A 15,248-nucleotide genomic window follows, 5' to 3' on the forward strand; every position below is an offset into this window, starting at 1 on the left:
GGAGCGTTATCGATTGATGCGAAATCTTTAGCAACACCGCCGTATACTTTTGCAAGTACGTTAGTGATTGCTGCAGTTAGGGTAGTTTTACCGTGGTCAACGTGGCCGATTGTACCTACGTTTACATGCGGTTTTACGCGTTCAAACTTTGCTTTTGCCATCTTAAAAAATTCCTATAAAGAAATTAAAGGTTCAGTCCACTGTGGACCAAACCGAGCTAAAAATTACTTAACAGCGCGAGCTGTAATTATTGTGTCCGCAACATGTTTCGAGGCTTCTGCGTACTTCAAAAACTCCATAGAGTATGAGGCACGGCCTTGTGTTGCAGATCGTAGATCAGTAGCATAACCAAACATTTCAGAAAGCGGAACCTGGGCGTTAATTAATTTAAGTCCACCTAGCGCATCTTCCATGCCTTCGATCATGCCGCGGCGACGGTTTAAGTCACCAACTACATCACCCATGTTTGCTTCAGGAGTGAGTACTTCAACCTTCATCATTGGCTCTAATAGTACAGGGTCTGCTTGTAGCGCACCTTGTTTCATTGCCAGTGAACCCGCTATTTTAAATGCCATTTCATTCGAATCTACATCATGGAATGAACCATCATATAAAGTCGCTTTCACACCAAGTAATGGGTAGCCTGCCAGCACACCTTGAGACATTTGCTCTTGGATGCCTTTGTCTACCGCAGGGATGTATTCTTTTGGAACGGAGCCACCTACGGTTTCGTTAACGAACTCGTAAATTGGGGCTTCATCATCCGAAATATCCATCGGTTCAAGTTTAAGCCAGACATGACCATATTGACCACGTCCACCTGATTGACGTATGAATTTACCCTCAACTTTAACAGTTGAACGAATAGCTTCACGGTAAGAAACCTGCGGCTTACCAACGTTACATTCAACACTGAATTCACGTTTCATACGGTCGACAATGATATCAAGGTGAAGTTCACCCATACCAGAAATAATAGTCTGGCCTGATTCTTCGTCAGTTTGTACGCGAAAAGACGGATCTTCTGCCGCTAGTTTACCTAGCGCGATACCCATCTTATCTTGGTCAGCGATTGTGCGAGGCTCAACCGCAACAGAGATAACTGGTTCAGGGAATTCCATACGCTCAAGCGTAATAATAGAATTCGGATCACACAGTGTTTCACCTGTTGTTACGTCTTTGAGACCAATAGCCGCCGCAATATCACCTGCGTAGACTTCTTTGATCTCTTCACGTGAGTTTGAATGCATCTGAACGATACGGCCAAGACGCTCACGCTTACATTTTACTGGGTTGTATACCGCGTCACCCTGTTTAACAGTACCAGAGTAAACACGGAAGAAAGTTAAAGTACCAACGAACGGGTCTGTTGCAATTTTAAAAGCAAGTGCAGCAAACGGTGCGTTGTCATTAGCTGGACGTTCTTCCTCAGTACCATCTTCAAGGATACCTTGAATTTGTTTCACTTGTGTTGGTGCAGGCATATATTCAATAACGCCATCAAGCACAGCTTGAACGCCTTTATTTTTAAATGCACTACCACATGTAACTGGGACGATTTCGTTAGCCAATGTACGCTGACGCAAAGCATTTTTAATTTCTGCTTCGCTCAGGTCTTCACCTTCCAAATACTTATCCATTAGTTCTTCAGATGCTTCAGCGGCGCTTTCAACTAAGTTCGAGCGCCATTCTTCAGCTAAATCTTGAAGTTCTGCCGGTATTGCCTCATAGGTGAAAGTCATTCCCTGGTCTTCATCATTCCAGTTAATCATTTTCATTTTTATGAGGTCAATAACACCTTTAAAGTCGTCTTCAGCGCCTACTGGTAGCTGAATTGGAACAGGCGTTGCTCCAAGACGAGATTTCACCTGGCCAACAACCGTTAAGAAGTCAGCGCCCGTGCGATCCATTTTATTTACGAAGATCATTCTCGGAACTTCGTATTTGTTCGCTTGACGCCAAACTGTCTCAGTTTGCGGCTGTACACCAGATGAAGCACAAAGCACAACTACCGCACCATCAAGTACACGTAAAGAACGTTCTACTTCAATAGTGAAATCCACGTGCCCTGGAGTATCAATTATATTGATACGATGAGCGTCAAATTGCGCGTCCATCCCTTTCCAGAAACACGTTGTTGCAGCAGAAGTGATTGTGATACCACGCTCTTGTTCCTGCTCCATCCAGTCCATAGTTGCGGCGCCATCATGTACTTCACCGATCTTATGAGAAAGACCTGTGTAGAACAGAACACGTTCTGTTGTGGTGGTTTTGCCTGCATCTACGTGAGCAACAATACCGATATTGCGGTAGCGCTCAAGTGGAGTTGTACGTGCCATAAAATCCTCTTAAAGGTTAAGGACAGATTACCAACGGTAATGTGCGAATGCTTTATTCGCTTCAGCCATACGGTGAACGTCTTCACGTTTCTTAACCGCAGTGCCTTTGTTGTCAGAAGCGTCAACAAGTTCTTGAGCTAAACGTAAGCCCATAGATTTCTCGCCACGCTTACGTGCAGCGTCTACTAACCAACGCATACCTAATGCGTTGCGACGTACTGGACGTACTTCTACTGGTACTTGATACGTTGAACCACCAACACGGCGAGATTTAACCTCAACCTGTGGACGGATGTTTTCAAGTGCAGTTTCAAAGATTTCAAGGTGCGATTTGCCTGATTTCTCAGCAGCCACATCTAGCGCACCGTAAACGATTTTTTCAGCAGTAGATTTCTTGCCGTCTAACATTACGATGTTAACGAATTTTGCAAGAAGTTCCGATCCGAACTTAGGATCTGGAAGAATTTTACGTTGACCTATTACGCGTCTTCTAGGCATTTTGTATCTCCGGTTTATTCAGGTTTGCTCTTTCGAGTCAATCACCCAAAACAATAATTAAAAATATTTAGTGCTTGGCCTTACTAACGGAATACAATTAGCCTTTAGGGCGTTTTGCACCGTATTTAGAACGAGCTTGACGACGGTCGCTAACGCCTGCACAGTCAAGTGCACCACGAACAGTGTGAAAACGCACACCTGGTAAATCTTTAACACGACCACCACGGATTAGGATTACACTATGCTCTTGAAGGTTATGACCTTCACCACCAATGTATGAAGTTACTTCGAAACCGTTAGTTAAACGTACACGAGCTACTTTACGTAACGCCGAGTTTGGTTTCTTAGGTGTAGTTGTATATACGCGAGTACATACACCGCGCTTTTGCGGACACGCTTTAAGCGCAGCTGAGTTACTTTTCGTAACCTTGCTACGACGTGGCTTACGCACTAGCTGGTTAATAGTTGCCATTTAAATAGCTCCTGAAATTAAAATTACTACTGAAAAAATAAAAAAATCCGCCCTTTATTTACAAGCTCGTACCAAACGTGCAGGTAAATGGGTGGCGGAATTTTAATGAGCAAAGATTGAGCTGTCAACCTAAACCGTTAGCAAGGCAGTAGATAACTGCCTTGCAAAAACCTAATCTATTGATTAAGTTAGATTTATTGATTTCCAGATAAATCCGCGTTTAAAGCATCAGTTAGCGCTTGAGTTGCCTCTTCTGCACTTACTGTTTGCTCTTCAACTACAACTTTGCTCTGCTTACGACGAGCCATACGTTCTTGATGATACGCAAAACCGGTACCGGCTGGGATCAAACGACCCACAATTACGTTTTCTTTCAGACCGCGAAGTTCATCGCTCTTACCATTTACAGCGGCTTCAGTTAGGACACGAGTTGTCTCCTGGAATGAGGCTGCCGAGATGAAAGATTCTGTGGCTAGTGATGCTTTAGTGATACCCATTAATTGGATTTCATATTTAGCAGGTAACTTGCCTTGAGCTTCTAAGTCGCGGTTTGCGATATTGACGCGTGCCACTTCAATTTGCTCACCGGCTAAGAATTCACTATGGCCGCCGTCAAGGATCGTACACTTACGGATCATTTGACGGATAATTGTTTCAATGTGCTTGTCATTGATCTTAACGCCTTGCAAACGGTAAACCTCTTGCACTTCGTTAACGATATAGTTAGCAACATGAGTCACACCACGTAGGCGTAAGATGTCATGTGGTGATTCAGGACCATCGGCGATAACTTCACCTTTAGACACTTGCTCACCCTCAAACACGTTAAGTTGACGCCACTTAGGGATCATTTCTTCGTAATGATCGCCTTCAGCTGGAGTAATAACTAAACGCTTCTTACCTTTAGTCTCTTTACCGAAGCTAATCGTACCGGTGATCTCAGCTAAGATAGCTGGCTCTTTCGGTTTACGCGCTTCAAATAAGTCGGCTACGCGTGGTAGACCACCCGTGATATCACGAGTTTTCGAACCTTCCTGCGGAATACGTGCTAACACGTCACCTGGGTTTGCCGTTACACCGTCTGTTACTTCAATCGTAGTGTATGAAGGAAGACGAGTTTCTTGCAGACCGCGCTCTTCACTTTCGATGATAAGCTTCGGCTCTTTCGCATTTATCTTAGCAAGATCTTTAACAACTACACGGGTTAAACCAGTTAGTTCATCTGTCTGTGCTTCAGTGTTTGAGTCATCGATATCGCTGAACGATACTTTTGACTTATGCTCAAGAACGATTGGGTGACTATGCGGGTCCCAAGTAGCAACGATGTCGTTACCTTGAACTTCCGTATTGTCTTGTACTGTTAATACCGCACCGTAAGGTACTTTATAACGCTCTTTCTCACGACCATGGCTATCGATGATAGTGATTTCAGTAGAACGAGAGGTAATAACAATCTTACCGTCAGTGTTTAATACATATTTTGCGTTATGAAGCTTCAATGTACCGTTAGTTTTAACTTGTACATTGTTTTCAGCAGACGCTCTTGATGCTGCACCACCGATGTGGAAAGTACGCATCGTAAGCTGTGTACCCGGCTCACCGATTGATTGCGCCGCGATAACACCTACTGATTCACCCGCGTTGATGATATGACCACGTGCAAGGTCACGACCGTAACACTTAGCACATACACCAAAGTCGTTATCACAGGTGATAACTGAACGTACGCGAACTTCATCTACTGAGTGCTCTTCTAAAAGATCACACAGTTTTTCGTCAAGCATGATATTACGCTCTACTAGTACTGTATTAGTACCAGGGATCACAATATCTTCAGCAACAACACGACCAAGTACACGTTCGCGAAGTGCTTCTACAACGTCACCACCTTCAATAAGCGGTTTCATTGTTAAGCCATCTTCTGTGCCACAATCGTCTTCGTTGATTACCAAATCTTGTGCAACGTCTACTAGACGACGCGTTAGGTAACCCGAGTTCGCTGTTTTCAGTGCTGTATCGGCAAGACCTTTACGCGCACCATGCGTTGAGATGAAGTACTGAAGTACGTTTAGACCTTCACGGAAGTTAGCGGTGATTGGCGTCTCGATGATTGAACCATCTGGACGTGCCATTAGACCACGCATACCTGCTAGCTGACGGATCTGAGCGGCACTACCACGAGCACCAGAGTCGGCCATCATAAACACTGAGTTAAATGACGGTTGCTCTTCTTCTTCACCTTGGGCATTGATAACCGTGTCTTTTGACAAGTTGGCCATCATTTCACGTGATAAGTTTTCATTTACACGTGACCAGATATCGATAACTTTATTGTACTTTTCACCAGCCGTTACAAGACCTGATTGGAATTGTTGGTTGATTTCAGTTACTTCAGCTTCAGCTGCTTCGATAATTGATGCTTTGATCGGTGGGATAACTAAGTCATCGATACCGATTGAAACACCTGACTTCATTGCGTAGTGGAAACCGGTATACATAACTTGGTCAGCAAAGATAACTGTATCTTTAAGACCAAGACGACGGTAACACTCGTTTAATAAGCCAGAAATTTGTTTCTTACCTAGGGCCTGATTGATTGACGAAAACGGCATGCCTTTTGGTAAAATAAGAGACAAAATTGCACGACCAACAGTTGTATCGATAACAGTTACAGTGTCTTCTACTACACCATTTTCGTTTTTAACTGATTCGCTAATACGTACTTTCACGCGAGCGTGAAGGTCTGCATTACCGCTGCGGTATGCTTTTTCTGCTTCTTTTGGATCTTTTAAGATCGCGCCTTCGCCTTTCGCGTTGATGCGGTCACGGGTCATATAATATAGACCCAATACAACGTCCTGTGATGGAACGATGATTGGCTCACCATTCGCAGGAGATAGGATGTTGTTTGTTGACATCATCAATGCACGAGCTTCAAGCTGCGCTTCAATCGTTAGCGGTACGTGTACCGCCATTTGGTCACCATCGAAGTCGGCGTTGTAGGCCGCACATACTAATGGATGCAAATGGATTGCTTTACCTTCGATAAGCACAGGTTCAAACGCTTGGATACCCAAACGGTGAAGTGTTGGTGCACGGTTAAGTAATACTGGATGTTCACGAATTACTTCGTCTAATACATCCCATACTTCCGGAACTTCACGCTCTACCATTTTCTTAGCAGCTTTGATTGTCGTAGCCATGCCGCGACGCTCTAGTTTGCCATAGATAAATGGTTTGAATAGCTCAAGTGCCATCTTCTTAGGAAGACCACATTGGTGAAGCTTAAGTGTAGGACCAACTGTGATTACAGAACGGCCTGAATAATCTACACGCTTACCAAGTAAGTTCTGACGGAAACGACCTTGCTTACCCTTGATCATATCAGCAAGAGATTTAAGCGGACGCTTGTTAGAACCTGTAATTGCACGACCACGACGACCGTTATCAAGTAGCGCATCAACCGCTTCTTGTAACATACGTTTTTCGTTGCGTACGATAATATCCGGTGCAGCTAAATCTAGTAGACGTTTAAGACGGTTATTACGGTTAATAACACGACGGTAAAGGTCATTTAGATCAGAAGTCGCAAAACGGCCACCATCAAGTGGTACTAATGGACGTAGATCAGGTGGCAATACTGGAAGTACTGTCATGATCATCCACTCAGGGTTATTACCTGACTGGTGGAACGATTCCATTAATTTAAGACGTTTAGTGATCTTCTTACGCTTAGTTTCAGAGTTAATTGTTGGTAACTCTTCACGCATTTCAGCAATTAATTGCGCAAGATCGAGTTCACGAAGCAAGTCTAATACTGCTTCAGCACCCATCTTCGCTTCAAACTCATCACCGTGCTCTTCTAGTGCATCTAGGTATTCTTCTTCACCTAATAGCTGACTACGCTCAAGCGTCGTCATGCCAGGCTCAGTTACTACGAATGATTCGAAGTAAAGAACACGTTCAATATCACGAAGAGTCATATCAAGCATTAAGCCGATACGTGACGGTAATGATTTTAAAAACCATATATGTGCAACTGGGCTCGCAAGGTCGATGTGACCCATACGATCGCGACGCACTTTAGTGAGTGTTACTTCAACGCCACACTTTTCACAGATCACACCACGGTGTTTAAGACGCTTATATTTACCACATAAGCATTCATAATCTTTCACTGGACCGAAAATACGGGCACAGAATAAGCCATCGCGCTCAGGCTTGAAAGTACGGTAGTTAATAGTCTCAGGTTTCTTTACTTCACCGTATGACCATGAACGAACCATGTCTGGTGAAGCAAGACCAATGCGAATTGCATCGAATTCTTCGGTCTTATTTTGTTGCTTCAGAAACTTAAGTAAGTCTTTCACCTTAGCTCTCCTGTCGGAGTTAATCTTGAGGACGGATGATTTCGTCCCTACATTCTATTCGGCCGTAACAGATGCTGCAGGCTAGCTGCAGCATCTAATTGGCTTAATTTTCTTCCAACTCGATGTTGATACCCAGTGAGCGGATTTCTTTCAACAATACGTTGAACGATTCTGGCATACCTGGTTCCATTTTATGGTTACCATCAACGATGTTTTTATACATCTTAGTACGACCGTTCACGTCATCCGATTTCACTGTTAACATTTCTTGTAGAGTGTAAGCGGCACCGTATGCTTCTAGTGCCCATACTTCCATCTCACCGAAACGCTGGCCACCGAACTGTGCTTTACCACCCAGCGGCTGCTGAGTAACAAGGCTATAAGAACCAGTAGAACGCGCATGCATTTTGTCATCAACTAAGTGATTAAGTTTCAGCATGTACATGTAACCAACAGTTACTTGACGTTCAAACTGATCGCCAGTACGGCCATCATAAAGTGTAACCTGACCACTACGAGGGTAGCCAGCTAGCTCAAGCATGTCTTTGATTTCGCTTTCTTTCGCGCCATCAAATGCAGGAGTAGCGATTGGTAAACCACCTTTTAAGTTTTCAGCCAAACGACGAATTTCGTCATCTGTGAAGCTAGCAATGTCTACGAACTGGCGAGATTCACCAATTTCGTATGCTTGCTTGATGAAGTCACGTAGCTCATGAAGCTCACGTTGTTCTTTCATCATTTCTTCAATACGCTCACCAATACCACGAGCAGCTAGACCCATATGTGTTTCAAGGATCTGACCGATGTTCATACGTGATGGTACACCCAGCGGGTTAAGTACGATATCAACAGTACGACCTTTATCATCGTATGGCATATCTTCTACTGGTACGATAGTCGAGATAACACCTTTGTTACCGTGACGACCCGCCATTTTATCACCTGGTTGGATACGACGTTTAACAGCTAGGTATACTTTAACAATCTTAAGTACGCCTGGTGCTAAGTCATCACCTTGGGTAATTTTACGACGTTTGTTTTCAAACTTTTTATCGTATTCAGCTTTTAGCTCATCGTACTGGGCTGCTAGTTGCTCAAGTTCAGCTTGCTTATCTTCTTCAGCAAGACTTTGAGTTAGTAGCTTCTCAGCATTCAATGACGCTAATCTATCTTCATCTTGACCGGCTGCGATAAGTAACTTACGAGCACGATCTAACACGCCTGCTTCAAGAATACGGAATTCTTCGTTAAAGTCTTTTTTCGCGTCACGAAGTTGCATTTCTTCAACTTCTAGCGCGCGCTTGTCTTTTTCAACACCATCACGGGTGAAGACTTGCACGTCAATTACAGTACCTGTTACAGAGTTTGGTACACGTAATGAGCTGTCTTTAACGTCAGACGCTTTCTCACCAAAGATAGCTCGTAGTAGCTTCTCTTCAGGAGTTAATTGCGTTTCGCCTTTCGGAGTCACTTTACCTACTAGGATATCGCCGCCTTTAACTTCAGCACCGATATATACAACACCTGATTCATCAAGCTTGCCTAGTGCAGATTCACCCACATTCGGGATATCTGCAGTGATCTCTTCAGGACCTAACTTAGTATCACGGGCAACACACTGTAGTTCTTGAATATGGATAGTCGTTAGACGATCTTCTTCAACTACGCGCTCTGATAGTAAGATTGAATCCTCGAAGTTATAACCGTTCCATGGCATGAATGCCACGCGCAAGTTTTGACCAAGGGCTAAGTCACCTAAGTCAGTCGAAGGACCATCTGCTAACACGTCACCACGAGTAACCGGTTCGCCAACCATACAAGTTGGTTTTTGGTTAATACATGTGTTTTGGTTAGAACGTGTGTATTTGGTTAAGTTGTAGATGTCGATGCCCGCTTCACCAGGGATGCGTTCTTCTTCATGTACATTAACAACGATGCGACTTGCGTCAGCATACATTACTTCACCACCACGTTTAGCAACAATCGTTACACCAGAATCTTTCGCTAGTGTTAACTCAATACCAGTACCTACTAACGGTTTGTCCGCTTTCAATGTTGGTACTGCTTGACGTTGCATGTTTGAACCCATCAATGCACGGTTAGCATCATCGTGTTCTAGGAACGGGATAAGTGCTGCCGCTACAGAGATCACCTGTTGTGGTGATACATCCATATATTGCTGGTCCATGCGACCCATAAAGGTAGATTCACCTTTGTGACGACATGGGATTAATTCATCAACAAACTCATTGGTTTCAGTTAAGTTTGAGTTCGCCTGTGCGATAACAAACTGACCTTCTTCAATGGCTGATAAGTAATCAACTTCATCAGTTACTACACCGTCTACCACTTTGCGGTAAGGTGTTTCTAAGAAACCATAGTCATTGGTACGTGCGTACGTAGACAATGAGTTAATTAGACCGATGTTTGGACCCTCAGGAGTCTCGATTGGACATACGCGACCATAGTGAGTTACGTGAACGTCACGTACTTCAAAGCCAGCGCGTTCACGTGTAAGACCGCCCGGCCCTAATGCAGAAATACGACGTTTGTGCGTCACTTCTGATAGCGGGTTATTTTGGTCCATAAACTGTGATAACTGAGACGAACCAAAGAACTCTTTAACTGCTGCCGAAATAGGCTTAGCGTTAATAAGATCTTGTGGCATGATCGCATCTAGGTCACCTAAGCTTAAACGCTCACGTACCGCACGCTCTACACGTACTAAACCTACACGGAACTGATTCTCAGCCATTTCGCCAACACTACGAATACGACGGTTGCCTAAGTGGTCGATATCATCAACATCGCCTTGACCGTTACGAATAGAAATTAATACTTTCATAACAGACACGATGTCTTCTTTGCTTAATGTGCCTGGGCCTGTGTCAGTGTCATAACCAACACGGCTATTGAACTTCATACGACCTACAGTAGATAAGTCATAACGTTCTTCAGAGAAGAACAAGTTCTCAAATAAGGCTTCAGCCGCGTCTTTCGTCGGTGGCTCGCCTGGGCGCATCATGCGATAAATTTCTACTAGTGCTTCTAAGCGGTTAGTGCTTGAATCAATACGTAACGTATCAGAAATATATGCACCGCTGTCCACTTCATTGATATATAGAGTATCAATTTTAGTGTGACCTGCTTTAACCAATTCAGCCATTAACTCTAAAGTTAATTCATCATTCGCGTTTGCAATCACTTCACCCGTTGACTCATCAACGTAGTTTCTAGCAATTACACGGCCAATGATATACTCATGGGGTACTTCTAAATGGCTAATGCCTTTTTTCTCAATGCTCTTGATATGACGCGCTGTTACACGACGGCCAGACTCAACGAACACTTCACCGTCTTCACTTTTTATATCAAAGGCAGCGGTTTCACCACGTAAACGTGATGGCACAAGTTCCATAAGAACTTTACCGTCAGTTACTTCAAACGCAGTGGTTTCGAAGAAGATGTTTAAGATCTCTTCTGTCGTGTACTCAAGTGCACGCAACATGATTGACGCCGGTAATTTACGACGACGGTCAATACGTACATATAAGTTATCTTTTGCATCAAACTCAAAATCTAACCATGAACCACGGTATGGGATAACACGTGCGTTATAAAGCACTTTACCTGATGAGTGAGTTTTACCGCGGTCGTTATCAAAGAATACACCAGGGCTACGGTGTAGCTGAGAAACGATAACACGCTCTGTACCATTGATTACAAAAGTACCGGTATCGGTCATGAGCGGAATTTCGCCCATGTAAACTTCTTGCTCTTTAATGTCTTTAACTGTGCCTGGCGCTTCTTTATCCATCACCACAAGGCGTAGTTTTACGCGAAGTGGAGCAGAATAAGTCACACCGCGAATTTGACATTCTTTTACATCGAAAACTGGCTCACCAATACGATAACTTACGTATTGAAGCTCAGAATTTCCCGAGTAGCTTTTGATTGGGAACACAGAACGGAAGGCAGCTTCCAAACCATGATCGCCATCAGCGTCCGGCACTAAGAATTTTTTAAACGATTCTAACTGCGTTGACAGTAAGAAAGGTATATCCAAAACTTGTGGACGTTTACCAAAATCCTTACGGATACGTTTCTTTTCAGAATAAGAGTAAGCCATGGGGTTCCTCAGCTTGCTGATCTTTGACCCGACCTGTTCTTGTAAGAACAGACTTAACTGGCATCTAAGCCAAGATTGTACAACATTTAATTGTTGTTCCAATTAGCTCCCACTTTAACACTAGCAAACTATAAAGCGTTGAAAGTAAAGAGAAAATTAGATTTTATTTGAGCTATAGGAATACATCGCTCTATAGCGCAAAAAGGCCGGTGATTAAATAATCACCAGCCCTTGCCTGATTTCTCAGACAGCGAACTTAGCAAAAGCTAAATTACTTAACCTCAACTTCAGCACCAGCTTCAGTAAGGTCTTTAGCAAGAGCTTCAGCTTCTTCTTTAGATACACCTTCTTTAACAGGTGTAGGAGCAGCTTCAACAAGAGCTTTCGCTTCTTTAAGGCCTAGGCCAGTTGCGCTACGAACAGCTTTGATTGCCGCAACTTTATTAGCGCCAGCGCCAGTAAGGATTACGTCAAATTCTGTTTTCTCTTCAGCAGCTTCAGCAGCAGGACCTGCTACCATAGCAGCTGCAGCAGTTACGCCGAATTTTTCTTCCATTGCTTCAACAAGAGCAACAACGTCCATTACTGACATTTCAGCAATTGCGTCAAGGATTTGGTCTTTAGTTACAGACATTACAAATTTCCTAATAATTAACGGACTCTAGGTCCAAAAAAATTTTACACCGAAAGATTGATTAAACAGCTTAAAATTAAGCAGCTTGCTCTTCTTTCTGTACACGTACTGCTTCAATTGTTTTACACAATTTGCCAGCAGACGCTTCTTTCATAGCGCTCATTAAGCGTGCAACAGCTTCGTCGTATGTAGGTAATGTAGCAAGCATTGCTGCATCAACAACATTTCCTTCAAAAGCGGCCGTTTTAAGCTCAAATTTCTCGTTCTTCTTTGCAAAAGCAGAAAAGATACGCGCAGCAGCACCTGGGTGCTCTGATGAGAAAGCGATTAAGCTTGGACCAACAAATGAATCAGAAAGGCACTCAAACTGTGTTCCTTCAAGAGCACGTTTTGCTAAAGTGTTACGGACAACTTTCATCCAAACACCATTTGCACGAGCTTCTTTACGAAGGGCAGTGATTGCGCCAACTGTTACACCACGAGAATCTGCAACAACTGCAGATAGAGCACCATTGGCTGCTTCGTTGACTTCAGCAACAATTGCTTTTTTGCCTTGAAGATTTAAAGCCATGGGTGTTACTCCTGGTTTAATGGGTTACCGTACATCGGCTTCCCTGTTCTACTCTTCCCTACCAAACAAGATAGAGATGCTTTTTACGGCGAGAGCCAGAAGATTAGGAAAAATCTATCTGGGGATTCACACCGTCTACGTAGGTGAATATTAAGGCCGAAGCCACCTACGGTCTTGGACGGAAGCCCAATTTATCGTTTTGCCCGAAGGCGCACCGAAATTATGGACTTCAACCCGAATTCTTTACTTGTTGAGAAAACAAAATTTCTCAACAAAATGGCGCAAAATTATAGTATAAATTTCACGCCATGTAAACACTCAATTAAACAACAGTTGTTGTTAAAGTGCTTTGGTCAACAGAAACACCTGCGCCCATTGTTGTAGAGATGGTTACTTTCTTAACGTAAACACCTTTTGCTTGTGAAGGCTTAGCCTTCTTAAGCGCAACAATTAGCGACTCAAGGTTTTGTTGAAGTTGCTCAACTGTGAAATCAACCTTACCAATAGTAGTATGGATGATACCATTTTTGTCATTGCGGTAACGCACTTGACCAGCTTTAGCATTTTTAACTGCTTCTGCAACGTTAGGTGTTACAGTACCAGTTTTAGGGTTTGGCATTAGACCACGTGGGCCTAAGATTTGACCTAGTTGACCAACAACACGCATAGCGTCTGGTGATGCAACAACAACGTCAAAGTTCATCTCGCCTTTCTTAACTAGCTCAGCAAGATCTTCCATACCTACTAGTTCAGCACCAGCTTCTTTCGCAGCTTCTGCGTTAGCGCCTTGTGTGAACACTGCAACGCGAACGTCACGACCAGTACCGTTAGGTAGTACAGTTGCACCACGAACGTTTTGGTCAGATTTACGAGCATCGATACCAAGGTTAACAGCAACGTCAACACTTTCTACGAATTTAGCTGTCGCTAACTCTTTTAAAAGAGCAACTGCTTCGGTGATTTCGTAATCTTTAGTCGCTTCCACTTTTTCGCGGATAGTACGCATACGTTTAGTTAATTTAGCCATTATCTTAGTCCTCTACGTTCAAGCCCATCGCACGCGCAGAACCTGCGATAGTGCGAACCGCAGCTTCTAAATCAGAAGCTGTAAGGTCAGGTTTCTTTGTCTCAACGATTTCTTCAAGTTGAGCACGAGTTACTGTGCCTACTTTTTCAGTGTTAGGACGGCCTGAACCAGATTTGATACCTGCAGCTTTCTTAAGTAAGTAAGCAGCCGGTGGCGTTTTCATGTCGAACGTAAATGAACGGTCGCCGTAAACAGAGATCACTACAGGAACTGGAGCGCCTTTTTCGATAGATTCTGTACGTGCGTTGAACGCTTTACAGAATTCCATGATGTTTACACCGTGTTGACCTAGTGCTGGACCTACTGGAGGACTAGGGTTAGCCATACCAGCAGCAACTTGTAGCTTGATTAGAGCTTCAACTTTCTTAGCCATTATAAATACCTCATTAGGTGGGTCTTAGCCTTGTGCGCGCGAGGACGCGTACTCTAGCGGCTTCCCAGTTTAAAAATTGGTTTCTCACTTTTCTGTATACAAACCAAGAAATGCTTACTTTGAATACAAAAAGGCCGCTGATTATAAGTTAATCAGCGGCCTTTTTCAAGCTTTATACCAAACAATATATTTTTTGGTATAAATCAGTTAATTTGTTTATCTATCTTGCTCAACTTGACCAAATTCAAGTTCAACAGGAGTAGAACGACCAAAGATAAGTACCGATACTTTTACGCGGCTCTTTTCATAGTCAACAGCTTCAACCACACCACTGAAATCAGCAAATGGGCCGTCAACAACACGTACCACTTCACCTGGTTCAAATAACGTTGCAGGCTTAGGCGCTTCAGCGTTTTCTTGTAAGCGGTTAAGAATGCGATCAGCTTCTTTAGCGCTAATTGGTGCTGGACGATCAGACGTACCACCGATAAAGCCCATAACACGCGCGGTGCTATTTACTAAATGCCAGCTTTTATCGTTCATATCCATTTGGATAAGTACATAACCTGGGAAGAATTTGCGCTCAGATTTACGCTTTTGACCAGCGCGCATCTCAACCACTTCTTCAGTAGGTACTAATACTTCACCAAAGCTATCTTCCAAACCTTCGATCTTGATATGCTCAAGAATAGTTTGTGCAACACGCTTCTCATAACCTGAGAAAGCCTGTACTACGTACCAACGTAGTTTCTTTTCGTTGTTCTCATCCGACATG

General features: G+C 43.5%; 11 protein-coding genes. All 11 read right to left on the bottom strand.

Translation table 11 applies throughout. The annotated features are described in order from the left end of the window. The coding region (locus H5162_RS14815; protein ID WP_246175643.1) for a GTP-binding protein at positions 1-161 on the bottom strand (161 nt) is incomplete at its 3' end. Positions 162-224: 63 nt separating this feature from the next. Beyond that, positions 225-2,339 (bottom strand): elongation factor G, encoded by a 2,115-nt coding sequence (gene fusA, locus H5162_RS14820; RefSeq protein WP_145238305.1) that lies wholly within the window; start codon positions 2,337-2,339, stop codon positions 225-227. Between the two features lie 27 nt (positions 2,340-2,366). Further along, positions 2,367-2,837, bottom strand: a complete 471-nt coding sequence (gene rpsG, locus H5162_RS14825; protein WP_054206871.1) for a 30S ribosomal protein S7 — start codon at positions 2,835-2,837, stop codon at positions 2,367-2,369. Positions 2,838-2,934: 97 nt separating this feature from the next. After that, on the bottom strand, positions 2,935-3,309 hold the full coding sequence (rpsL, locus tag H5162_RS14830; RefSeq protein WP_002958885.1) for a 30S ribosomal protein S12: 375 nt from the start codon (positions 3,307-3,309) through the stop codon (positions 2,935-2,937). Between the two features lie 194 nt (positions 3,310-3,503). After that, complete coding sequence (gene rpoC, locus H5162_RS14835; protein ID WP_145238302.1) at positions 3,504-7,679, bottom strand: DNA-directed RNA polymerase subunit beta'; 4,176 nt, start codon at positions 7,677-7,679, stop codon at positions 3,504-3,506. 103 nt (positions 7,680-7,782) lie between these two features. Then, positions 7,783-11,808: a DNA-directed RNA polymerase subunit beta gene (rpoB, locus tag H5162_RS14840; protein WP_145238299.1), complete on the bottom strand. Its 4,026-nt coding sequence runs from the start codon at positions 11,806-11,808 to the stop codon at positions 7,783-7,785. 271 nt (positions 11,809-12,079) lie between these two features. Then, on the bottom strand, positions 12,080-12,442 hold the full coding sequence (rplL, locus tag H5162_RS14845) for a 50S ribosomal protein L7/L12 (RefSeq protein ID WP_064668694.1): 363 nt from the start codon (positions 12,440-12,442) through the stop codon (positions 12,080-12,082). Between the two features lie 76 nt (positions 12,443-12,518). After that, on the bottom strand, positions 12,519-13,013 hold the full coding sequence (gene rplJ / locus H5162_RS14850) for a 50S ribosomal protein L10 (RefSeq protein WP_145238296.1): 495 nt from the start codon (positions 13,011-13,013) through the stop codon (positions 12,519-12,521). A gap of 322 nt (positions 13,014-13,335) precedes the next feature. Next, positions 13,336-14,040 (bottom strand): 50S ribosomal protein L1, encoded by a 705-nt coding sequence (rplA, locus tag H5162_RS14855; protein WP_145238292.1) that lies wholly within the window; start codon positions 14,038-14,040, stop codon positions 13,336-13,338. A gap of 4 nt (positions 14,041-14,044) precedes the next feature. After that, entirely contained in the window at positions 14,045-14,473 is a 429-nt protein-coding gene (gene rplK / locus H5162_RS14860; RefSeq protein WP_008108462.1) for a 50S ribosomal protein L11, read from the bottom strand. A 216-nt stretch (positions 14,474-14,689) separates the two neighbouring features. Beyond that, the gene (nusG, locus tag H5162_RS14865) at positions 14,690-15,247 is read right to left on the bottom strand and encodes a transcription termination/antitermination protein NusG (protein ID WP_145238289.1); all 558 of its coding nucleotides are present in this window, start codon (positions 15,245-15,247) and stop codon (positions 14,690-14,692) included. Position 15,248: the final 1 nt, after the last annotated feature.

Source organism: Pseudoalteromonas sp. SR41-8 (assembly GCF_014163915.1).
GTDB lineage: Bacteria > Pseudomonadota > Gammaproteobacteria > Enterobacterales > Alteromonadaceae > Pseudoalteromonas > Pseudoalteromonas rhizosphaerae.

Bases quoted from the DNA above. Each gene is read 5' to 3' on its own strand.
- fusA (WP_145238305.1), bottom strand. From the start codon at position 2,339: ATGGCACGTACAACTCCACTTGAGCGCTACCGCAATATCGGTATTGTT.
- rpsG (WP_054206871.1), bottom strand. From the start codon at position 2,837: ATGCCTAGAAGACGCGTAATAGGTCAACGTAAAATTCTTCCAGATCCT.
- rpsL (WP_002958885.1), bottom strand. From the start codon at position 3,309: ATGGCAACTATTAACCAGCTAGTGCGTAAGCCACGTCGTAGCAAGGTT.
- rpoB (WP_145238299.1), bottom strand. From the start codon at position 11,808: ATGGCTTACTCTTATTCTGAAAAGAAACGTATCCGTAAGGATTTTGGT.
- rplL (WP_064668694.1), bottom strand. From the start codon at position 12,442: ATGTCTGTAACTAAAGACCAAATCCTTGACGCAATTGCTGAAATGTCA.
- rplJ (WP_145238296.1), bottom strand. From the start codon at position 13,013: ATGGCTTTAAATCTTCAAGGCAAAAAAGCAATTGTTGCTGAAGTCAAC.
- rplA (WP_145238292.1), bottom strand. From the start codon at position 14,040: ATGGCTAAATTAACTAAACGTATGCGTACTATCCGCGAAAAAGTGGAA.
- rplK (WP_008108462.1), bottom strand. From the start codon at position 14,473: ATGGCTAAGAAAGTTGAAGCTCTAATCAAGCTACAAGTTGCTGCTGGT.
- nusG (WP_145238289.1), bottom strand. From the start codon at position 15,247: ATGTCGGATGAGAACAACGAAAAGAAACTACGTTGGTACGTAGTACAG.